Raw genomic sequence first — 20,597 nt, 5'->3', positions numbered from 1 at the left:
CATGTCCAAGACAGCTCTGACGCTTATCAGTGACTTTAACACCAGCGTCCTGGCCCGATTGCTGAACCACGGCCAAAACCAAAACTGTATGGAAGCCAAACTCACCCCCTTTGGCCAAGTGTATCAAACCTTAGCGGCAGCCCCGGAACAAGGGGATGCGTTGGTGATGGTTTGGTGCCGCCCAGAAGGGGTGTTGCCCAGCTTTGCCGATGGTTTGGATTTTGAGCCGGTTGATGAAGCCGCTTTGGAAAAAGAGGTCAATCGCTTTGCCCAGTTGCTTCTAAACCATGCAGCCCAGGTTAAACACCTGTTTGTAGCCAGTTGGGTGATGCCCCCTGCAGAGCGGGGGTACGGCATGTTGGATTGGAGACCAGGTATCGGGTTGCGATATATGCTGAGCAAGGCCAATCTACAACTTGCAGATCGTTTGGCCAAAGCCCCCAATATTCATCTTCTAGATGCCCAATCCTGGTTACAGGTGGCGGGCCCCAAGGCGGCTTCTCCCCGCATGGGTTATGCCACCAAAACCCCCTATGGCAATGGTGTGCTGGAAGCCGCGGCTAAGGATATTCTCGCGGCTGTGGATGGCCTGCAAGGGGCCGCTAGGCGACTGGTCTTGGTGGATCTGGATGATACCATGTGGGGCGGGATCATTGGGGAAACTGGCTGGGAGGGCATTCGGCTGGGGGGGCATGATCATGCGGGAGAAGCTTTTCAGGATTTTCAACGGGCTTTAAAGGGTTTGATTAAACGGGGCATCCTGGTAGGGGTTGTGAGCAAAAATACTGAAGAGGTGGCCCTGGCAGCGTTCGATAACCACCCGGAGATGGTGCTGAAAAAAACGGATCTGGCTGGTTGGCGTATAAACTGGATGGATAAAGCCCAAAATGTGGCGGATTTGACCAAGGAGATCAATCTGGGTCTTAAATCGGTGGTGTTTATTGATGATAACCCCGCTGAACGTGGCCGGGTGCGGGAAGCTTTACCTGAGGTACTGGTACCCGAGTGGCCCAAACAGCCCACAGAGTATGCCACTTTTTTGCGGGCTATGGACTGTTTTGAAATACCTGCGTTAAGTGGTGAAGACCGCAAACGGGCTGAGATGATCCGGGCTGAACGGGCCCGACAGGAAGCTAAAGAGGATGTGGGCTCCCATGGTGACTGGTTAGGCACCTTGGATATGCAGGTGGTATTAAGCCCTATCACCAAAGCCAATTTGCCCCGTATTGAGCAGCTCTTTAACAAAACCAACCAAATGAACATGGCCACGCGCCGTCTTTCCGAACAGGAGATCAGCCAGTGGGCTGAACATACGGATCACCATCTGTTGGCGGCATCGGTTTCCGACCGTTTTGGGGCATCTGGCCTGACCGGTATTATGGCGGTTGCCCTAGAAGGTGAGCAGGCGGTGTTGACCGATCTGATCCTCAGTTGTCGGGTTATGGGGCGTCAGATTGAGCACCTGTTAATGGCCCAAGCGGTAGCCTGGGCTACTGCTCAGGGCGCCAAACAGCTGGTGGCCCGCTATCTGCCCACCCCCCGTAATGCCCCCTGTTTAACCTATCTTCGTCACTCTGGTTTGGTGGAAATATCCGAGCATCTTTTTAGCTGGGACTGTCATCAACCCTATCCCCAACCCGCCCATTTGTCCGTAGAGGTACAACCCCATGCCCAAGGTTGAGGTTCGTCGTTGTCTCCAGCACGAGCGGGATCGTGTTATGGCCTTTATTGATACCCACTGGTCCAAAGGGCATATCATGGCCACCCATACGGGGCTGTTTGATTGGCAACATCAATCTGTGGGGCGGGATGGCTATGACTATATGGTGGCATGGCGGGGTGAGGAGCTGTTGGGGGTGTTGGGTTATATCAACCTGACCCGTTATGATCCGCATTTGGATGGACAGAATGTGATCTGGTTGGCGCTGTGGAAAGTTCGGGATGATTGTGGTGTGGCAGGTTTGGGGTTAAGCCTGTTGCGTGCTGTGATGAAGCAGGAGCCCCATGCCTGGATTGGTGTGGTGGGTATTAATACCGCGCACCCCCCCATGTACAAAGCGCTGCGTTTTCATACGGGCCAACTGACCCAATATGTGCTGTTTAATCCCCAGGTCCAGCCGCAACTGGCCCATGTACCCAAAGGAGTTGTGCTGCCCCAGGTTAAGCAAGGGGATGCCCAATTACAGAGGGTAGATCAAGCCTCACTGACCACATGGCCCAACCTAAATGGTGCTGCTGTTCCTGCCAAAAGTGGAGACTATTTTTGCCGCCGTTTTTTGGAACATCCCTACTACCACTATCCACTGTTTCAAGTGGTCCGGGATGATCAAGTGGTGGGCTTGCTGGCCACCCGTCAGGTGGAACATGAAGGGGCTAAGGCATTACGGTTGGTGGATTATATGGGGGATATCGAGCATTTGGGACAGTGTGGTGGCGCGCTGTTGGAGGTGTTGGCGCAGCAACAGTGTGAATATGCCGATTTTTGGGTGCGCTTAGCAGACCATACCCCCTTAAAACAGGCGGGTTTTCATGCTGTGGATCCAGATGGTGTTTTGATTGTTCCAAACTATTTTGAACCGTTTGAACAGCGCAATGTACGTATGTACTACGCCTTTAAGGGGCCGGAGGATCATCGTATTTTCCGAGCTGATGGGGACCAGGACCGTCCCAACCGTCTGCCTTGAAGTGAGACCATGAATTTTACACAGGATCATCAACAGGCTTTTGCTCAGCTTTCCGGGGATTACAACCCCATGCATGTAGACACCATTGCTGCCAGACGGACCCCTTTTGGTCAAGTGGTGGTGCATGGTATGCATCTGGTTTTTGTTCTGTTGGAAGATCTGGCCCAGCAGGGCAAGCTACCCCCATTGGCTGCCATTGAAGCTCATTTTTCCCAACCGGTTTTTATACAGGATCCGGTTCGTGTTGCGCCCATGGTGCAAGAAGGAGAACGGCTTAAGCTGCAACTGGTGGATGATGGTGGGCCACGGATGAGTTTATGGATCACACCGGGTGATCACGGGTCCGATCCTTTACCTCACGCCCCTGCGCATGTCTCTATGCCGCAGCAACCTCTTTTTAACCAGTGTAAAGACCAGACCGGCTCCGTACCGTTACCGGTGGATCAACCTCAGTTACAGGCACTTTTTCCTGCATTGGGTGTGTACCATGACCCGCAAGCTTTGGCGGTGCTGTTGGGCTTAACCCAACTGGTTGGTATGGTCTGCCCAGGGCTGCACTCCCTCTTTTCCGGGTTTAAACTGCAACGCCAAGCGCAAGCAACCCATTCAACACAGTTGCGCTACCGGGTCAAACGGGCCAGCTCTCCTCGAGCACCCATTAAAATGGAAGTTGAAGGTGGCGTGATGCAGGGAGCGGTTCAGGCCTTTTTCCGACCCCCACCTGTCGAACAGCCCTCTGCACAAGCCATGGTGGAACGTTATGGTCATCAAGCCTATGTCGGTACACATGCTCTTGTGCTTGGTGGCGCCCGTGGTTTGGGTGAGGTCGCAGCCAAGTTGATTGCGGCTGGAGGAGGGCAGGTGACCATTACCTATGCCCATGGTCAAGAAGATGCCCAGCGTGTGGCCCAGGAGATCACCCAAGCGGGTGGATGTTGTGATCTCTTAAAATGGGATGTGTGTCACCCCCCCCAAGATCTAAACCCGCACTACAGCCATCTCTACTATTTTGCCACACCCCCAATTGGTCGTGGTGTGGCACATGGTTTGGTGGATGCTCAGCGCTTGGCCTATTTTGAGCAGTTTTATGTACACGGTTTTTTACAAACGTTAGAGCGTTTGGTCCGTACAGATGGTGAACCGTTACAGGTTTTTTATCCTTCTACCATCTATGTGACCGATGTACCCAAAGGCTTGGTTGAGTACGCCATGGCCAAAGGGGCGGGGGAAGCACTGTGTCACTACCTGAATCAACACGATAAACGGTTTCATATCCAACTGCCGCGTTTACCCAAGTTACATACGGATCAGAATATGAGTTTGTTAGGTCCGGCCCCCCAACCACCCTTAGAGGTGATACAGCCCTGGGTTGCGACCATGCATGGTCTCTAGGTAAAGGGGCAGTGCTAAATCCACATACCTTCTATGTACAAAATATCTTTTTCACAATTTCTCTATTGTCAGTATGTGTCATTTCTAGTTCTGTTTATAGGTCATATCCTGCACAACTATGTGATATCAGGTACTTATGCATTAAAAAAAGACTTGATCAGTACTGATAAAATCGTCATGATGTAGGATATAGAGAGGGGGGTGGATCCTGGGATCTGGGGCTTGGACCACCACAGGTAGAAGATTATGATCAAAGTATGGAGCGAAAAGGGTGAAATCCATATTCATATGGATGAAGCGCTCAATGCAAAAAGCCAAATCCCTTTTCTTAAGGCCATTGAGGCTCAACCACAAGGTGAGCCTATGATGTTCCATATGGAAAAAATGCCCTATATTGACAGTTCTGGGCTGGCCTCTTTGCTGCAGCTGCGCGATCATGCCCAGGGGTTTCAAAATGTTATCCTATGTGATCCTTCCGACAGTGTGTTCCACACTTTAAAAATCGCCAATTTTCATCGCCTGTATCCCATTCGTCATGCAAGCCATACTGCTGAAACCGATATCCATGCCCCCATTAAAGAGATGCGTGGTGGGCGGGTCATGGCCTAACCATTGGGCTTTTTTTGATCCACAGCTTTCTGCTTAAAAAATACGGATTATGGTCTGGGGTTTGCTTTATACCTCTCACCTACTTTTATGGTGTCATAACACCGACACCTGAGCCCTGGCAATCAGGGTGAAGTCTGCTGCAAATACTCATAACATATTGTAAATAATGCTTTATTCATATATGGCACAAATGGTGCTGTATAGGGGGTAAGGTTAAGGATTTTTACAGCAGGATGCTGTTTGGATCCAGGTAGTAGGATGGCCTTGATCAAAGGCAGGTTGGAAAGGTGTGTTTAAGATGGTTAATCGTGCAAAGCGTATGGAATGGACCAGTGAAGTAGAAAAGGATCTGTTTCAATACGAAGATTATTTAGATGCCATCTCAGAACCTTGTGAACAACCATTGATTTCCGGCGCACAGTTACCGGAGATGCTAAGCGATGCCGATCAGGGTTTGCCGGATGCATTTGGTCATCCAAAACTTAAAAGTCCATTCTCCACGGATTAGGAGATGGCAAGCGTGAGATCACCATAACACGTGATCTTCGGCCAAGGAGGCGTGTGATGTCCCCCATACCCAATCATGCACAAGATGCAGAGAAAAACGCAGCAACGCAGACTTTGATTATGTTGACCAAAAAAGATCTGCATAAATGGCTAGCGGGCGCACAATTGCCGACCTATCAGCGTAAAGGGTCGAAAAGTAGCTATCGGATTTTAGACGGCGGACTCGCTTAAGCAGACCAATGTGGCAGAAGGAACGCCATAGGGCATGGTCCAAGGATGGATCGGGAAAGGATTCCCACCCGCTGCTTAGGTAGAACGTTGTCATACAAGGGGAGGATTCCCCGGGCACTACGGTGCTTAGGCCAAGGAAGGCCAAGGTATATCCAGGAAGGATGTACCCAACTACCACTGGATGGTCCAAGACCAGCCATGGCATCAGACAGACCCATGGATTGTGGGGGTCAGCTGCAAGGTTGACGAAATGAGTCTGTTGATGGATCTCGTGCCTCAATCGTTTCTCCGCTGGTTCTGTTTAAGGAACCAGATGGCATGAGGTCATATTACGGACGGTGCGGTTTCCGCCGCTTCCTCACCGCACCGTCCGTTCCCTTTTTTCCCAGTTGGCGGTGTCTCTTTTTTCCTATCTGGCAGTTGCTGCCGCATGACCAAGTTCTCTCGTATCTATAAAATATCCAATTAAAACAGTAGCATAAGCGCTATTTATTGATTGGCCCGCTTTTTGTTCTCTTGTCTGGTGTTCGCTTAAATTTCCGCTTTGCACGAGGGGATGAAATTATGCACCAGGACTTTACTGTCGATGCCATGGCGCGTCGTGAAATCTTTGCACAACTGAACGATCCAACTTTAATTCAGCTTCAGGAAATGGCCAACAATGGTCAACTGGAAGATGCTGAAATGCGTCGTTTGGATCGCATTGTTGCCAAGTTGTATGATGAAGCTGCGCGGGTTTCAGGCGTGGATTGTGAAATCATGAGCCACAGTCCTGACAACTGGTTTGATGATGAGGATCTTTTTCCACCAGCAGATGCTTTTGAAGACGATTGGGAATAACCCCATCTGGGCATCATGAAGCACCCCTCCAAGGGGGTACCCGATGCTCAATCCGTTTGAGGGGAGCCCCCAACTTAGTGATGGTGTGTCTCTGCGTGATCGAGGCCTTGCGACACCCCATGGCGGCTTCAGTCTCACCTGACCTCCACAGATCTGTATGGTGATCAAAGTCTGTGGTGTTGATGGGAGATTTTTGGGTGATCGCAACCTTGTATGGGTCTTGTCTCGCCGGTGGGTTTGGGCATACCCATGGCTCAGAGATCATGGCTTTGTATGATCTCAGGGTTACGCCAATGGGGTTAGGACTTGGGGGTGGATGAAAGGTAGCGTCTGCCACCACCCTCATAAGGTCACGTGCCATGGGCCAAATAGGTACACCCATTTAGAGAGAGCTGACCATGGCGTTGCCATACGCTACCCATGGGTCAATCATGTATGGGGTTGGTGATCCTGCAGATCTATCCACCTATCTGCACAACCGTATACCCCTGCATGCCACTCAACCCGAGTAAAAAAGAGATCCTAAGGGTTGTAAAAGACACAATGGATGACATGGTCTAGCTGGTTAAGCGGTTAGATCATGGTTCAGTTTTTTGTGTTTTTGTTTGAGCAGGCGTAGCGCAACACCTGTTTCCCGTAGACGCACCACTTCACATGGACAGATAAAGTCCACATCCGCCAGGGTCATTTCAATGGTGCCGCGCTTACCCAGTTGAAACTGGGGGGGGATGGTTTCAAAGGGGATAAAGATACCATCAGCAATAGGGTCTGGCACGCCAGAGAAGCTGATGTTCTCGACCTCGGTTACCATGATCTGTTCTTCACCATCCAGGTGAATGGTCATCTTATCACTACAGACAAAGCGGGGTTTTTCCCGGCGCCCACCCGAAAAACCATCTCGGGGTGTTCGACGTTCCTTAGGAACTTCAATCTGCTTTTCCATCAAGAGATATTTACTTAACGTAACGGATGACATGGTATCCACATATGGTGCTGAAGGTCTGACCAACGGTTTACCGTATAAAAACCGTACTTCCTACATGATTATTTGTAACGTATTGTCTTCTTTTTGTATACGTATGTCATTTTATATATACGCAAGTTATTGATATCAGGTGATTCGTGAAAAATATTTTTAGGTGGTGTGTGGAATATAAGGACTGAGATCCATATTCAGGAACGGTTCAGCGGCTTCAAGAGTTGAAAAATTGTGCATGGGATGACGGTTGCCTTTGAGCGCTTCATAGTGTGCAGTCAGGGCAGCTTCACGGGGTGAAAAGACCAATAGAGCCCAACGGCCTGTCACAATCGTCCGCTCTTTGTTGAGTTGATCCAACTAAGCTATCTGCTGAGGTGTGGCACACATATTGGCTTGGCACATGTCACCAATACCGGAGAAGTTGGAATGATAGATGGGGTTTTCTGCCAACGTCAAATGCCAATCCAGCCGTTGTGTGCCATCCACATCCCCCACAAAGTAGGCAATAACCCGTTGCAGCTTGGGGTGAATGGCGTCTCAATCATGTCAGTTATGGCTCAACCTTCATCCCAATAAGGGTGAATGCCGTACAATCATACGATCAAACGGGCATACAGGTGCAACCGAGCCCTGCACAATCCATCTACATGGTCACCATTCCCCCCTTGGTAAATTAGGAAAGAGGGTACCGAGCCGTCACCGGTGGCGTATCTTGTCGGTGGCCTACACGGGTTTTTCGCGCCCTTAAGCAAACAGGATACTGCAAATAAAGACGGCCGCTAAAATACCCGCCAGATCAGCGGTTAAAGCGGTCGCTAACGCATGGCGTACCCGCTTAACCTGTACGGCACCAAAATAGACGGCCAGGACATAAAAGGTGGTTTCTGTAGAACCTTGCAAGGTACTAACCAGCATACCCACATAGCCGTCAGGCCCAATGGCAGGGTTTTGAATGGTATCCGCCACAATACCATAGGCACCTGAGCCTGAGAGTGGGCGTAACAGAGCCATGGGTAGGGCTTCAGCCGGTAACCCAATCCAACTGGTAAAGGGGGAGAGTAGGCCAATTAACAGATCCATAGCACCACTGGCCCGGAACATACCAACAGCCACCAAAATGGCAACCAGATAAGGGATAATTTTCAGCGCAACATCAAAACCCTCTTTGGCCCCTTCTACAAAAGCTTCGTACACTTTAACACCACGGAACAGACCAAAACTGAGCATGGCGACCATCAAACCAGGCATAACCCAGGGGGAGATGGCTTTTCCATAGAGAATGGTTACAGGAACCAGACAGAGGATAACCGCCAAAAAGAGGTAGGAGGCCATGGCAGAGCTACCAGAGGCGGTCTTTTGCAAAATATCCTTTTGTTCATCACTTAAAGAATGATCTATAGATGTATTTTCAGACGTTTGTGAAGTAACCGAGGGTGCGGGGAAGAACCGTTGATACGAACGCGCAGCTAAAATGGCCACGGTTGTTGAACAAATGGTGGCAAATAAGGTGGTGGGTAGAATAGCAGCAGGGTCCATACTACCGGCTGCCGCTCTAAGGGTAATCACACCGGTTGGGAGCAGGGTTACCGAGCTGGTATTAATGGCCAGAAACAGGGCCATACTGTTGGTGGCTGTTCCCTTATGGGGGTTAAGACTATCCAGGGCTTGCATGGCACGGATACCAAAGGGGGTCGCCGCATTACCTAAGCCAAGGGCATTGGCTGAAAGGTTAAGGATCATGGCGCCCATGGCAGGATGGTCCGCTGGGACCTCAGGAAACAGGCGAATCATTAAGGGACGAATCAGCTTGGCCAGTAGGGTCAGTAACCCCCCTTTTTCCACAATCTTCATCAATCCTAAAAAGAGGGCCATGACACCAACCAGACCCAAGGCCAGTTCCACCGATCCTTTGGCGGCATCCACCATGGCGGTGGAGAGCTGTTGCATGGCTGTGGTATCACCCGTCAGGGTGTTAAAGGCCGCCATGCCAAATGCAATAAAGACCAGGGCAATAAAAATTCCATTCATGGTGTAACGTCCGTGTGTGTTGTTGTCCCAGCTTACCGACGCAATAACAGGTGTGCGTATCACCGATGGAAATGAACCATCCTATATGCCATGTGCTTCACCCATTCCGGTCCATCCCAAGTGGCCAAAACAGGTGTTGAAATGGGCGGTTGGACCTGGTGCCAAGCTGCTTTAACAGGAATGCTTGGTGGCTTGGCAACAGCAAACGCTTTGATTACGCTAGGTGATGATAAACCGTTCTGAGTGGTTTTAACCCATGCCCTACTGGCCCACTTGACCCTATGTATGGCACAGATCTTATGGTTCCATGAGATCCAGTGAAGATCCTTAAAGGGGCTCCATCTCATCCCATTGGTGACACTGGGGGCACTTCCAATAGATCTCATGGCTCTCAAACCCACAGTGGGTGCAACGAAAGTTGGGTTGCCGACCAACCATGCCATCCAAACTCTGTTGGGCCACTTCCAAAGCCTGTTCAAACTGGCCCTGACGCACCAAAAAGGCCACATACCATCGTGCTAAAACGGCGGAATCCCCACGGCGTTCAAGACCCATCTTCATTAAGGTGTCGACATCTTCCAACCGTTGCTCAGCCTCCAACCAAATACTCCACTGGACGATCAGTTGTGGTGAAGCACTCTGTGCATGGGCGGCTTCATCCATACAGGATTCAAAACCACTTAGATCTTCCAGAGCATCGTAGGAACGTCGTAGAACATCCACCAGTAGAAACATATGGCCAGGCCGTGTATGACGCAGCTCCTTAAGGAGAGTAACCGCCTGTTCAGGGTTCCCATCCTTTAAGGCTTTCTCCGCCATAATACGGCGGGCCTCTACGCAACCGGGGTGGGATTCAATGGCCTGTTCTAAATTTCGGGTGGCTTCATCGGGGGAGGGGGGGGCCACATCATGGCGTAGCTGCTCCCGCCCGATCTGGACCCGTAAATGGGCATCCCGTCTTGGGTCAGGATCACCAGTAACCTTTTGCAGACGTTCTAAAATCTCTAGTGCTTTATCCCATCGATTTTCGTTTTCATGCAAATTCATCAAAGCACTCAAAGCTTTTAAATGCCCTGGATCTTCTTCCAATGTTTGATGGTAGCTATGGATCGCACGATCTACAAAACCACTCTTGCGATAATCCTCACCCAAACCATATAGAGCCGCAATGCGGGTCTCCCGGCTTAGGTTAGGGCGTTCCAGCAGGTTTTGGTGCATGCGAATGGCCCGACCTAGCTCCCCCTGTTTTAAAAACAGGTTGGCTAAGGAGAGGTACACTTCCACGGTTTCAGAATTAACACGAACAGCCTGACTAAAAGCCTCAATCGCTTTATCCGGCTCATCGTTTAAGAGGAAATTTAAACCACGGTAGGTAAAGGCGGCATCCCGGCGTCGTGCGATCTCCTCAGGATCTTCCACAGGAGCATGCTGACCCACCCGGTAGCCGATTCCAAATAGAATCAGCCCCAGTGCAATCCAGGGTGCCCACTCAACAAGAAAGGAGAACGTCATTTCACCATCAACATACATGTAGAAGGTTAAAAAACAGACCGTTACACAAGTTTATTCCTGGCTTAGATTAAGATCTGTTGCAGGATCTCCTACTATTACACTCATCGCCCAATAGGTCACGGGGCAAACACCAAAAAAAAGCCGGTGCATCTGCACCGGCCTTGTATCAGCTTGCTCAAGTATTTGAGGATTAGAAGAGCCCTTTAACCCCAAAGCCTTTCAAGATTTGCTTAACGGGTGCCGCTTTGTCCCCCAACTTTTTATCAATCAGCTCTTTGGCTTTATCTTTAGCCAAAGCTTTGGCCAGAGAGGCTTGATCAACTTTAACACTGGGGCTATTCCAGTTGCCTTTAACCTTAACCGGAATGGTCAGGTCCTGACCCTTTTTGCCCAGATTACGCACCTTGGCGTTCATGTTGTAATCCAGCATCTCATCGGCAATATCCACGGTACCTTTGCCCTGCATGATCATGTCGTTGGAGCTAATCTTCAACCGTTCATGGCGCATGACCCCTTGAACAATTTTGGCATCCAAGATCATATCATTGAAGGAGGTGTCCTTAGTTCCAGCAGGTGGGGCTGGTTTGCCGGTGGCCATGGCATAGACCGATTTGATCTGTCCTAAAATGTTCAAACCCTGCAAGGTTCCTTTAGAGACACCACCCTTAATGTTTCCATTTAACTGGCGCTTCAAGCCATACATGGTGGTACCTGCGGTGGTGGTATCCAATTTTAAATCAGCCTGGCCGGTCAGTAGATCCACATCGGCCATCTCTTTGAGCATGTCACCAAGCTGGACACCCTTGAGGTTCTTTTTAAAGGCCATTTTAGGCGTTTTACCCCGGACATCAATCTGACCGGTGGTCATGAGAGAACCTTTATAGAGGTTGACTGAGAAGGGGTTGAGTTTCAATAACCCTTTGGCGGCATCTACTTTAAGGGTGACCTTCTCAAATTGACCCTTGGCAGCCTTCAAGCTATCCAAGACCACTTGGCCTTTGATATCCAACTGGCGGAGTTGATCGATGGTGGCTTGATCAAGAACCGTATCATCCCCTTTGGCTGCGGGTGTGGAGGGTGTATCCGCAGTCTCTGTTTTACCCTTTTGGTCACTGGCAACCATGTAGCGGTCCAGATCCAGTTTATCTCCCTTTAGGTTAAACCGTGCTGCGGTACCATCCAAACGGGGCGCGGAGAGGTTACCCGTAAAGTGGGTATCATCCAATGTAAGATCCAGCTTGCTAACGGTTGCAGAGCCACCATTGGCCATATCCAGTTTGCCCTGCATAGCCATCGCTAACTTGGTGAGCACATTAGGATCAGCGGTTTGTAGAGGGGGTAGACCCAATTTAGCCATCAGATCTTTGGGGGAGGTGGGGTCTAGGGTTAGGTTCCACGCCACACGGGGATCCCCATTCAGGTTGGCAACATCCACACCGCCTGTGGCTTTCAGTTGTTGACCAAATCCTTCCAGGTGTAATTGGCTTACACCCACCGTACCCGCTGCCATATCGGTGGCAATATGAGCCGACAGACGCATATCCACGGAACCGCCAGGCAGTTTTTCACCATTGCCTTGGATCATCAGGTCCATTCCAGAGATATTCACTTTCAAAGGATCTAAATGAACGCCGATGGCACCACTCAGTGCGGCCCGTACGGTTTCCATACCCAGTTCTGGGGTACCTGTGGCTTCCACAGCCAGCTTATTGTTGCTAACCTGCACTGTGCCGTTGGCCAGATCAATGGCAACATCTGCACTTAATTGGGTTTGCACTTTGGTCACTGGCAGCCCTTTGGCCACGGTCCCGATGGCCAGTTTCATCCCATTCATAAGCAGTGACTGCATATCAGCACCAGGCTTTAACTGGCCACTGAACTGGATGGCGGCATCAATGGCTTCACCTGCTCCACTGATACTGCTTTTGGATACCTTGGCATCCAGGCTTAAATTAACCGGCTCACCCAAACGCACGGCACCGGTGGTCAGATTCAAAGGGCTCAGGCTGGCCAAAAGGTCGCCTTGCTCATCCCGGAAGGTGACTTTAGCGTTGGTAATCTCCACCCCACCCAGCTTAAGACCGGCCAGTGCATCGGTATGCTCTTGGTCATCCTTATGGTCATCCTTATCATCATGGCCGGACTTATCTTCGTCAGCAGCATCTTTATGACCACCGCCGGCCAAGTCGCTCCAGTTATCCCGCCCGTTTTTATCCCGAATCAGGTTGGCTTCCAGTCCATCAATAATGATGCGGTCAACCTCAACCTGCTTGGAGAGCAGCGGCATGAGCTTCATCCGTACATCGATCTTATTCAGCTTAACCATGGACTGGCCATCACCAAGGCCCATGGGGTTACCCAGTGCGGCGGAGTCGATGGTGACCCCAGCCCAGGGGAAGAGTGAGAGATTAAGATCTCCGTTCAAACTCAATTCCCGTCCAGTGGCTTCACGCACTTTTTCGGCAATGGTCTGTTTATGATCGTTGGGATCCACAAACATTGGAATCGCCAACAGGACGACAATGATCAAGACAATCAGGCCAATTAGGCCAATCAACAATTTTTTCATCGCTTCTTTCCCTAAACGGAGGGCTTATTAATTCAAGCTATCCAGTAGCTTTTTTAGTCCATCTTCCAACGCAACTTGGGCTGAGACCCCAAGTTCCTCTGTCGCACGACGGGGATCACCAAGTGATTCACGAATATCCCCAGCCCTGGGTTCACCATGATGAATGGTCGCCTGACTCTCAAGCAGTGACCGAACACGTTGTGCAAGTTGCAGGATGGTAATCGCTTTTCCGGTGCAAACGTTATAAACCTTTGCTTCTCCAGCAGCCTTTTGCATGCCGGCCAACAGGTGCGCTACCACATCTGCCACATAAACAAAATCCCGAGTCTGTCCACCATCCCCAAATACTGTCACATCAGCGCCATCTTTCATGCGATTGGTGAAGATGGAGATAACCCCGGAGTAGGGGGAGTGGGGATCCTGCCGGGGGCCATAGACATTGAAAAAGCGGAAACCACAGGTGGGTACGCCATGCACACCACTGGCAACAACGGCATGCAGCTCTGAACCCAACTTATCAGCCCCATAAGCTGTTAGGGGTTGACGGGGGGCCTCTTCACAAATGGGTAAATCCCGGCAATCCCCATAGGTTGCAGCAGAAGAGGCATAAATCACCGGTACCGGGCGACCTGCTTTGGCATAGCGGGCAGCATCCAGCACATTAACCGTGCCGGTTTGGTTAATACGGTGGGTACCGACCCAATCCTCATTGGAGCGTGCTACAGAAGCCACAGCGGCCAGATGAAAACACCCATCCACACCCTGCATAGCCTGTTTGACCGTATCGGTATCGGCAACATCACCAATACTCACCTCACAAGCTGTTTGCACATTGTCACGCTTACCTGTGGAAAGATCATCCAAAATACGCACATTATCACCGCGGGCCAACAACGCATCGGCTAAATGTGAGCCTATAAATCCACAGCCACCGGTTATCAGGTAGGTTGCCATCTTTACTCCAAATTATCGTATAAGGTAAAAGACCCCTCGCTTGTCTGTAAAACGAGGGGTCTTTTAGTCGATATATCCTGGCATTAACCTGTTTTAAACAGATTATCCAACATCGGTTTAGCCACTTCAGCCAAATGTACAGGTGGTGCATGGTCCAGCCATTGTCGGCTGTTTAGATCATATTCATAGACCTTGTAGTCACCACTGGCATGACCACTGGCATCGGTACGCCTGGGGGCGCGAGCATGTAGGGCCACCACGGATCGATCTGGGGTAAAGCCAATGCCTGCCGGTTCACTTAACAGTTTTGTTAGATAAAATTTGGTGAGATCCCGTTGTTTGCCCCCAATGACAGCACACCAAACCAAAGGCTCATAACAGGACTTTGCGCGGATCTGTGTCAATTTTAATGCTTGGCAGGCACAGACACGTCGGACATCTCCCAAGGGAAACTCAGCTCGGTTTTGGGTAAAATCAACACAATCGCAGGTCTGTTGAACCGGGTTCATGTTGGATTGATGCGCTTCATCCAATGGGTTTTTACCCGTATAGGTTTTATCATATTTCTCGGACAGGGGTGGTAACATCAACCCTTCTGCATCTGGATAAATACCCATTTTAATTGAAGCCTCAGAGGCTGGTTCTGGGGTTGGTTCAGGCGCAGGGGGTGTTTCCGCCACCGGCTCTGGAGTCGGCTCGGGTGCAGAGGGGGCTTCCGCCACCGGTTCCGGGGTTGGTTCGGGCGCAGAGGGGGCTTCCACCACCGGTTCCGGGGTTGGTTCGGGTGCAGAGGGGGCTTCCGCCACCGGTTCCGGGGTTGGTTCGGGTGCAGAGGGGGCTTCCGCCACCGGTTCCGGGGTTGGTTCGGGCGCAGAGGGGGCTTCTACCACCGGTTCAGGCGTTGGTTCAGGTGCAGGGGGGGCTTCTACCACCGGTTCAGGCGTCTCTTGCACCGGTGTCGGTTCTGGATCCACGGTGGCCTCTACCGTAATGGATTCAGGCTCCACTTTTGGTTTTGGCTCAGGTTCCGGTTCCGGCTCGGGGGGTAGAATTGTCTGTTTCGGTGTTTCACGTTTTGGTTGGGGTGGGGGCGGTGGTGGGGGTTGTACCCCGCCGCGTTCCCACAAATACCATACTGCCATGGTACCCACTGCAATTCCAAACCAAGCTAACGGTTCCATGCCGCTTCCCCTTAATTGTAGCCACGGTTGGTTTAAAACGAGACCGTTGTTGAGATGCAACTGTTTGTGACGCCAATTAATCTATTAACCAACCCATCTTAAATCATTGAAAGCTACCCCTTGTCGGAAGTCAACCCGAACCCCCATCATTCCGATGCTTTTCTACAAAATCTCTAAAGATAACGTGTCTCTTTTTTTTACAGGTGGGATAAAGCCAAATGGTCGATAAGTTCATACATGGACTTTTAGTTGTGAAAATGCGCACAATAGAGATATATCAGCCTTTTTAATTCATAGGGTTACGTATTTACGCTAGGTTTATCGTCCAACCGTTACATAACAATATTGGAGTTTACCAAAAGTATGTGTGGTATCTGCGGGTTCTATGGACACGGTAATACGGAAGACCTGGCACGTATGAATGCACAGCTCCATCATCGAGGTCCGGATGATGGCGGGGTTTACCAAGATCCCACCCACCCCTTGTTTCTTGGGCACCGACGTCTCTCTATTTTGGATCTGGCCGGGGGCCAGCAGCCCATGTGGAGTGCCAATGGTCAGTTTGGTGTGGTGTTTAATGGGGAGATCTATAATTTTCAGGCATTACGGCAGGAGCTCGAAGCAAAAGGTCACCATTTTATAACCGATCACTCAGATACTGAGGTTGTGTTACACGCTTGGCAGGCCTGGGGACCCGCCATGGTGGAGCGGTTTAATGGTATGTGGGCGTTGGCCCTATATGATCGAACCTGCCAGCAACTTTTTCTTAGCCGAGATCGTTTTGGTAAAAAGCCTCTCTATTACCATCAACAAGGGAGCCAATTTGTTTTTGCATCTGAGCTGCGTGCACTCATGCAACATCCATCGGTCCCCAAACATTATGATCAAATGGGGTTGATGAAGTATTTTGCCTATGGCTATGTACCCGCCCCAAAGACCCTTTATAAAACCATTCATAAACTCCCCGCTGGTTGTAACCTACAGCTCTCTTTGGGATCTGATCGTGTTGAAATAACCCGTTACTGGCGCTATCAACCTGATCCGTTTACCAGCTACCCTAAAAACCCTGAAGAAAGTTGGGGGGAGGAGCTACGCGCGTTACTTGGGGCTGCCGTTAAACGACGTATGATTGCCGATCGTCCCTTAGGCTTTTTTCTTAGTGGCGGGGTGGACTCTTCGGCCATTCTCGGCTTAGCCGCTCAGCAGGCAGATGGTGCCAGTTTAAAAGCTTTTTCCATTGGTTTTGAAGAGGCCAACTTTGATGAAACCCACTATGCACGTACCATTGCAAACAAGTTTGGGTTGGATCATCGCATTGATGTGCTCTCCATGGATAAAGCTCGGGCTCTTTTACCAGAGATTTTAAGCAAACTGGATGACCCGTTTATTGATACCTCTCTGTTACCAACCTATCTGCTCTGCCAACAAGCGCGTAAAGAGGTTGTGGTGGCCTTGGCTGGGGATGGTGCTGATGAACTCTTGGCTGGCTATGACCCCTTTAAAGTGCTGCGGCAAGCCCACTGGTACCACCGTTTAATGCCACGCTTGCTCCATGGTGGTGTGCGTAAATTGATGGATCTACTCCCCACCCGTCATGGCCATATGAGTTTGGAGTTTAAAATCAAGCGGGCGTTGCGGGGTTTGGGCCATGCCCCCCCCCACTGGATGCCCATTTGGCTGGGTGCTTTAGAGCCATCCGATCTGGAAGAGCTGTTTCAAACCCAAGTGGATCCTGCTGAGCTGTATGCTGAAGCGGTGGAGGATTGGACGAGCTGCCATGAGACCAACCCCGTCGATCGTACGCTATCGTTCTACATTAACCATTATCTACAGGAAGATATTTTGGTTAAATCCGACCGGGCAGGCATGATGAACAGTTTGGAAATCCGGGCACCTTTTTTGGATATTGAGCTGGTCGATTTTATCCGCCGCATACCCTGGCAGTACAAGTTGCATAAGGGACAAACCAAATATCTGCTCAAACGTAGCCTGGAGGGTTTGATTCCTGATGAAATTCTTTACCGTCGTAAGAAAGGTTTTGGTGTGCCGGTAGGGGGATGGTTCAGGGATGGTCATTTGCCCCTTAAAGGTTTACCCCACCCCCCCATGCTTAACCCACTGGCGATGCAGAATCTGGAGCAACAGCATCTGCATAATCAGGCAGACCATAAAAGCTTTTTGTGGAACGCTCTGGCGCTGGGACATCATGAGAAGCAGCATACCTCATCACAGCATTAGGGCATAACTGGGTTGGGTAGCGCTGAATACACTGGTGGAACAATATATTATATGTGAATTCCTGCAAAAGTAGAGTGTGTACAAGGTGGGCAGCGCGCAACGGGATCAAAAAGAGACTGAGAGATCATGAACGTCAACGCATGTTAAGGGGTGTGATCTCTTACTCTTGCTGAGTCTGACCGGTACGGTTAATTAGTGCCGCCACATAGCCCGCCCCAAAGCCGTTATCAATATTGACCGTCGTCACATTAGAGGCACAGCTATTGAGCATACCGAGCAGGGCGGCCATACCACCTAAAGAGGCTCCATAGCCCTGGGAGGTGGGTACGGCAATCACTGGTCGGTCAACCAATCCACCCACCACAGAGGGCAGGGCGCCTTCCATACCTGCAGCCACAATAAAGACCTGGGCACGTTTGAGCAGATCACTGGCAGCCAGTAGGCGGTGTAGACCAGCGACACCGGCATCGTAGTGGGTTTCTACAGTGGCCCCCAACATACGGGCTGTTAGGGCCGCCTCTTCTGCAACCGCAAGATCACTGGTTCCGGCGCAGAGTACCGCAACCAGCCCGGTACCTTGTTGCTTAGGATCGTGCTGCCAGGTCATACAACGGGGTAGGGGGTGGTGCTGTAATTGAGGGTGGTGGCTCAGCAGTTTGGCGGCCTTCTTTTTACCGATACGGGTAATAAGCAGATCCCGGCCATGGGTTAAAGCACGCGTGGTAATGGCATGCAGATGATTAAATTTCTTACCCTGCGCTAAAATGACTTCAGGAAAACCGTGGCGTAGTTCCCGGTGGGTATCCAAACGGGCCACAATCTGGCCATGGTTTTGGATGGTGTCCATGGGAAAGTGTTTGAGATCGGTTAGGGCATCCGTAACCGTGAGCTTGCCTTCAGAAACCTGTTCTAGAATGATTTTGAGCTGCTCGGGTGACATAATAAACCATCCCATGCTGAGGTGTGAATCATCTAACGTTTCAGTATCGTTTTATACACGTAAGTTATGGCTTAGGTCATGAAATAGTTTGAGGGGGGCCGGGGAGAGAAGTTCGCACGATGCCCTCGGTTGGTCGCTTATGATCGCACCATAATCTCTCAAGCAGATGTGACCTAAGAATACGTGAGGTGTCTTTTATCTTGGATAGTGAGAGGCAACATCGGCCATATAAAGCCGGTATACGCCCCCCCATGCACACCCTTTTAGGGTGGTGCCGGTGACAACGGTTGAGGGTGTGCCCAAGCTGCAAAAAGGGGTGATGCGGTGCTCCCTATCATCACCTTTTAGTACCGACAAACGAGAGTCAGTTTACCCCTAGGCTGGGCAAAATAGCCCATATATTTGCCCAGCCAGGGTTTAAACTTTTAAAAGTGTGTCCAGCCACTCTGAGCCAAATTCATGGCTTGGCCTTGCTGCTGAATGGTGACCGTGGGTTTGCCTTCTGCTTTGGTAATTTCACCAATCTCAACCAGCGAAACCCCCACTTGATCCGCAATTTTAGCCACCTCTTCTGCAGCCCCTGGTGCAAAAGCAAAGAGCAGCTCGTAATCTTCACCACCGGTTAAGGCCAGCTCCAGGGCGGACGATCCATGCTGATCCATGACTCGCTTTGCAGAGTCAGAGAACGGGAGTTTCTCTACATCCACCACCGCACTAACCTTGGAGGCTTCGCAGATGTGGTTGAGGTCTGCAACCAGGCCGTCGGATAGATCAATACAAGCATGGGCAAGTGCGGCATCCTGAATCGCCATCCCCAGTGTAATACGGGGTTCAGGCAGATCATGACGACGGCTTAAAAAGCTCACATCATCGGCAGATCCCACAGGTAACTTACCCAGCATATGGGCCAAACCAAACGCGGAGTCACCCAAGGTGCCTGATAGAAAGAGCTTATCCCCAACCTGGGCACCTGACCGTGCCACAGCACGTTGCTGACCAATTAAACCCAGCAGCTGTACCGTAATAACAATCTTGGCATTGGAGCGAACCGTATCCCCCCCAACCAAAGCCACCTGGTGGTTTTCAGACGCAGCTTTCACCCCACGGGCAAACTCTTCCATCCAGCTTTGTGAGGTACGGTTAGGTACCGCCAAAGAGAGCAAAAACCAACGGGGCATACCCCCCATGGCCGCAATGTCGGATAGATTAACCGCCAACGCTTTTTGACCCAGCAGGTAAGGGTCGGCATCGCTGTTAAAATGGATGCCCTCTACCATGGTATCTGTTGTGGCCAATAGATCTTGGGTGCGGGGTACCGATAATGCAGCGGCATCGTCACCAATACCCAACTGTACCCCTTCACCATTTTTTGGCTGGATCGGGGCAAAGATATCGTGGATCACACCAAACTCACCGAGGTTGGCAACGCTTTTTTCCACCATTATTTCGACTCCTGTTGGCCCCATACCCGCATCGGTACGGCCCCCTCATCCCGCATCAAACTGGCGATTTTATCCATAACACCGTTGGTAAAACGGCTGGACTCTTCCCCACCAAAACGTTTAGAAAGTTCAATGGCTTCGTTCATGATGACCCGATGGGGTACATCGGGCTGTTTAAGCAGTTCATAAATGCCTAAGCGCAATACATTGCGGTCCACAACCGATAAACGATCCATCGACCAGCCTGCACCAGCCCGGCCGATCCAGCTATCCAACCCCTGACGCTCCTCCGCTACCCCACGGGTGAGAATGCTGAAATACTCCTTATCCATCCCTTCGGAATGGGGATCTTTCAGCATATTCATCATAGCTGGTTCAATAGGATCCCCCGCGATTTCGCAGCCATACAGAACCTGTAGCGCGATCTCACGAGACTTGGTACGACCACCACGACGGATGGTATTGCGGGATTTGCCCGATTTGCGTGCCAT

Annotated in this window: 18 protein-coding genes; 8 read left to right on the top strand and 10 right to left on the bottom strand. The window is 50.7% G+C overall.

The features are described from left to right. Nucleotide 1: 1 nt before the first annotated feature. From V5T57_RS03495 to V5T57_RS03465, 7 genes are all read left to right on the top strand, one after another. On the top strand, nt 2-1,681 hold the full coding sequence (locus V5T57_RS03495) for an HAD-IIIC family phosphatase (RefSeq protein ID WP_332889772.1): 1,680 nt from the start codon (nt 2-4) through the stop codon (nt 1,679-1,681). Then, nucleotides 1,668-2,684, top strand: a complete 1,017-nt coding sequence (locus V5T57_RS03490) for a hypothetical protein (RefSeq protein WP_332889771.1) — start codon at nt 1,668-1,670, stop codon at nt 2,682-2,684. The genes V5T57_RS03495 and V5T57_RS03490 overlap by 14 nt, the downstream gene beginning before the upstream one ends. A 9-nt stretch (nt 2,685-2,693) precedes the next feature. After that, nucleotides 2,694-4,076, top strand: coding sequence for a MaoC/PaaZ C-terminal domain-containing protein (locus V5T57_RS03485; RefSeq protein WP_332889770.1), 1,383 nt, complete (start codon nt 2,694-2,696; stop codon nt 4,074-4,076). Nucleotides 4,077-4,322: 246 nt separating this feature from the next. Continuing rightward, nucleotides 4,323-4,685, top strand: coding sequence for an STAS domain-containing protein (locus V5T57_RS03480; protein WP_332889769.1), 363 nt, complete (start codon nt 4,323-4,325; stop codon nt 4,683-4,685). A gap of 298 nt (nt 4,686-4,983) precedes the next feature. Further along, the gene (locus tag V5T57_RS03475) at nt 4,984-5,193 is read left to right on the top strand and encodes a hypothetical protein (RefSeq protein WP_332889768.1); all 210 of its coding nucleotides are present in this window, start codon (nt 4,984-4,986) and stop codon (nt 5,191-5,193) included. 56 nt (nt 5,194-5,249) lie between these two features. Then, nucleotides 5,250-5,423, top strand: a complete 174-nt coding sequence (locus V5T57_RS03470; RefSeq protein WP_332889767.1) for a hypothetical protein — start codon at nt 5,250-5,252, stop codon at nt 5,421-5,423. Between the two features lie 564 nt (nt 5,424-5,987). After that, a complete protein-coding gene (locus V5T57_RS03465; protein WP_332889766.1) occupies nt 5,988-6,263 on the top strand; it encodes a hypothetical protein in 276 nt (91 codons plus the stop codon). A gap of 565 nt (nt 6,264-6,828) precedes the next feature. On the opposite strand, the gene V5T57_RS03460 is transcribed toward V5T57_RS03465, so the two are convergent. The 7 genes from V5T57_RS03460 to V5T57_RS03430 form a co-directional block, all read right to left on the bottom strand. Next, nucleotides 6,829-7,239, bottom strand: a complete 411-nt coding sequence (locus V5T57_RS03460; RefSeq protein ID WP_332889765.1) for a PilZ domain-containing protein — start codon at nt 7,237-7,239, stop codon at nt 6,829-6,831. A gap of 159 nt (nt 7,240-7,398) precedes the next feature. Beyond that, on the bottom strand, nt 7,399-7,599 hold the full coding sequence (locus V5T57_RS03455) for a hypothetical protein (protein WP_332889764.1): 201 nt from the start codon (nt 7,597-7,599) through the stop codon (nt 7,399-7,401). Between the two features lie 387 nt (nt 7,600-7,986). Next, nucleotides 7,987-9,270, bottom strand: coding sequence for a spore maturation protein (locus V5T57_RS03450; protein ID WP_332889763.1), 1,284 nt, complete (start codon nt 9,268-9,270; stop codon nt 7,987-7,989). 327 nt (nt 9,271-9,597) lie between these two features. Continuing rightward, nucleotides 9,598-10,782, bottom strand: a complete 1,185-nt coding sequence (lapB, locus tag V5T57_RS03445; protein WP_332889762.1) for a lipopolysaccharide assembly protein LapB — start codon at nt 10,780-10,782, stop codon at nt 9,598-9,600. A 190-nt stretch (nt 10,783-10,972) separates the two neighbouring features. After that, a complete protein-coding gene (locus tag V5T57_RS03440; protein ID WP_332889761.1) occupies nt 10,973-13,351 on the bottom strand; it encodes an AsmA family protein in 2,379 nt (792 codons plus the stop codon). A gap of 27 nt (nt 13,352-13,378) precedes the next feature. Continuing rightward, on the bottom strand, nt 13,379-14,305 hold the full coding sequence (locus tag V5T57_RS03435) for an NAD-dependent epimerase/dehydratase family protein (RefSeq protein ID WP_332889760.1): 927 nt from the start codon (nt 14,303-14,305) through the stop codon (nt 13,379-13,381). A gap of 83 nt (nt 14,306-14,388) precedes the next feature. Continuing rightward, nucleotides 14,389-15,486, bottom strand: coding sequence for a hypothetical protein (locus V5T57_RS03430; RefSeq protein ID WP_332889759.1), 1,098 nt, complete (start codon nt 15,484-15,486; stop codon nt 14,389-14,391). A 363-nt stretch (nt 15,487-15,849) separates the two neighbouring features. On the opposite strand from V5T57_RS03430, the gene asnB reads away from it, so the two are divergent. Next, nucleotides 15,850-17,724, top strand: coding sequence for an asparagine synthase (glutamine-hydrolyzing) (gene asnB / locus V5T57_RS03425; RefSeq protein WP_332889758.1), 1,875 nt, complete (start codon nt 15,850-15,852; stop codon nt 17,722-17,724). Nucleotides 17,725-17,884: 160 nt separating this feature from the next. Here asnB and larB read toward each other — a convergent pair whose 3' ends face one another. The 3 genes from larB to nusB all read right to left on the bottom strand — a co-directional run bounded on the left by larB (nt 17,885) and on the right by nusB (nt 20,597). Next, nucleotides 17,885-18,664, bottom strand: coding sequence for a nickel pincer cofactor biosynthesis protein LarB (gene larB / locus V5T57_RS03420; RefSeq protein ID WP_332889757.1), 780 nt, complete (start codon nt 18,662-18,664; stop codon nt 17,885-17,887). Nucleotides 18,665-19,089: 425 nt separating this feature from the next. Continuing rightward, complete coding sequence (thiL, locus tag V5T57_RS03415; protein ID WP_332889756.1) at nt 19,090-20,106, bottom strand: thiamine-phosphate kinase; 1,017 nt, start codon at nt 20,104-20,106, stop codon at nt 19,090-19,092. After that, nucleotides 20,106-20,597 (bottom strand): transcription antitermination factor NusB, encoded by a 492-nt coding sequence (nusB, locus tag V5T57_RS03410; protein ID WP_332889755.1) that lies wholly within the window; start codon nt 20,595-20,597, stop codon nt 20,106-20,108. Before nusB ends, thiL begins: the two co-directional genes overlap by 1 nt.

The sequence above is a fragment of the Magnetococcus sp. PR-3 genome (assembly GCF_036689865.1).
Lineage (GTDB): Bacteria > Pseudomonadota > Magnetococcia > Magnetococcales > Magnetococcaceae > Magnetococcus.
Note: the sequence above shows the minus strand (reverse complement) of the source record. Positions and strands in the feature narration are given on the sequence as shown.

Excerpts from the sequence above, each read along its gene's own strand:
- V5T57_RS03495 (WP_332889772.1), top strand. The coding sequence starts at position 2 with ATGTCCAAGACAGCTCTGACGCTTATCAGTGACTTTAACACCAGCGTC.
- V5T57_RS03490 (WP_332889771.1), top strand. The coding sequence starts at position 1,668 with ATGCCCAAGGTTGAGGTTCGTCGTTGTCTCCAGCACGAGCGGGATCGT.
- V5T57_RS03485 (WP_332889770.1), top strand. The coding sequence starts at position 2,694 with ATGAATTTTACACAGGATCATCAACAGGCTTTTGCTCAGCTTTCCGGG.
- V5T57_RS03480 (WP_332889769.1), top strand. The coding sequence starts at position 4,323 with ATGATCAAAGTATGGAGCGAAAAGGGTGAAATCCATATTCATATGGAT.
- V5T57_RS03475 (WP_332889768.1), top strand. The coding sequence starts at position 4,984 with ATGGTTAATCGTGCAAAGCGTATGGAATGGACCAGTGAAGTAGAAAAG.
- V5T57_RS03470 (WP_332889767.1), top strand. The coding sequence starts at position 5,250 with ATGTCCCCCATACCCAATCATGCACAAGATGCAGAGAAAAACGCAGCA.
- V5T57_RS03465 (WP_332889766.1), top strand. The coding sequence starts at position 5,988 with ATGCACCAGGACTTTACTGTCGATGCCATGGCGCGTCGTGAAATCTTT.
- V5T57_RS03460 (WP_332889765.1), bottom strand. The coding sequence starts at position 7,239 with ATGTCATCCGTTACGTTAAGTAAATATCTCTTGATGGAAAAGCAGATT.
- V5T57_RS03450 (WP_332889763.1), bottom strand. The coding sequence starts at position 9,270 with ATGAATGGAATTTTTATTGCCCTGGTCTTTATTGCATTTGGCATGGCG.
- lapB (WP_332889762.1), bottom strand. The coding sequence starts at position 10,782 with ATGACGTTCTCCTTTCTTGTTGAGTGGGCACCCTGGATTGCACTGGGG.
- V5T57_RS03440 (WP_332889761.1), bottom strand. The coding sequence starts at position 13,351 with ATGAAAAAATTGTTGATTGGCCTAATTGGCCTGATTGTCTTGATCATT.
- V5T57_RS03435 (WP_332889760.1), bottom strand. The coding sequence starts at position 14,305 with ATGGCAACCTACCTGATAACCGGTGGCTGTGGATTTATAGGCTCACAT.
- V5T57_RS03430 (WP_332889759.1), bottom strand. The coding sequence starts at position 15,486 with ATGGAACCGTTAGCTTGGTTTGGAATTGCAGTGGGTACCATGGCAGTA.
- asnB (WP_332889758.1), top strand. The coding sequence starts at position 15,850 with ATGTGTGGTATCTGCGGGTTCTATGGACACGGTAATACGGAAGACCTG.
- larB (WP_332889757.1), bottom strand. The coding sequence starts at position 18,664 with ATGTCACCCGAGCAGCTCAAAATCATTCTAGAACAGGTTTCTGAAGGC.
- thiL (WP_332889756.1), bottom strand. The coding sequence starts at position 20,106 with ATGGTGGAAAAAAGCGTTGCCAACCTCGGTGAGTTTGGTGTGATCCAC.
- nusB (WP_332889755.1), bottom strand. The coding sequence starts at position 20,597 with ATGGCACGCAAATCGGGCAAATCCCGCAATACCATCCGTCGTGGTGGT.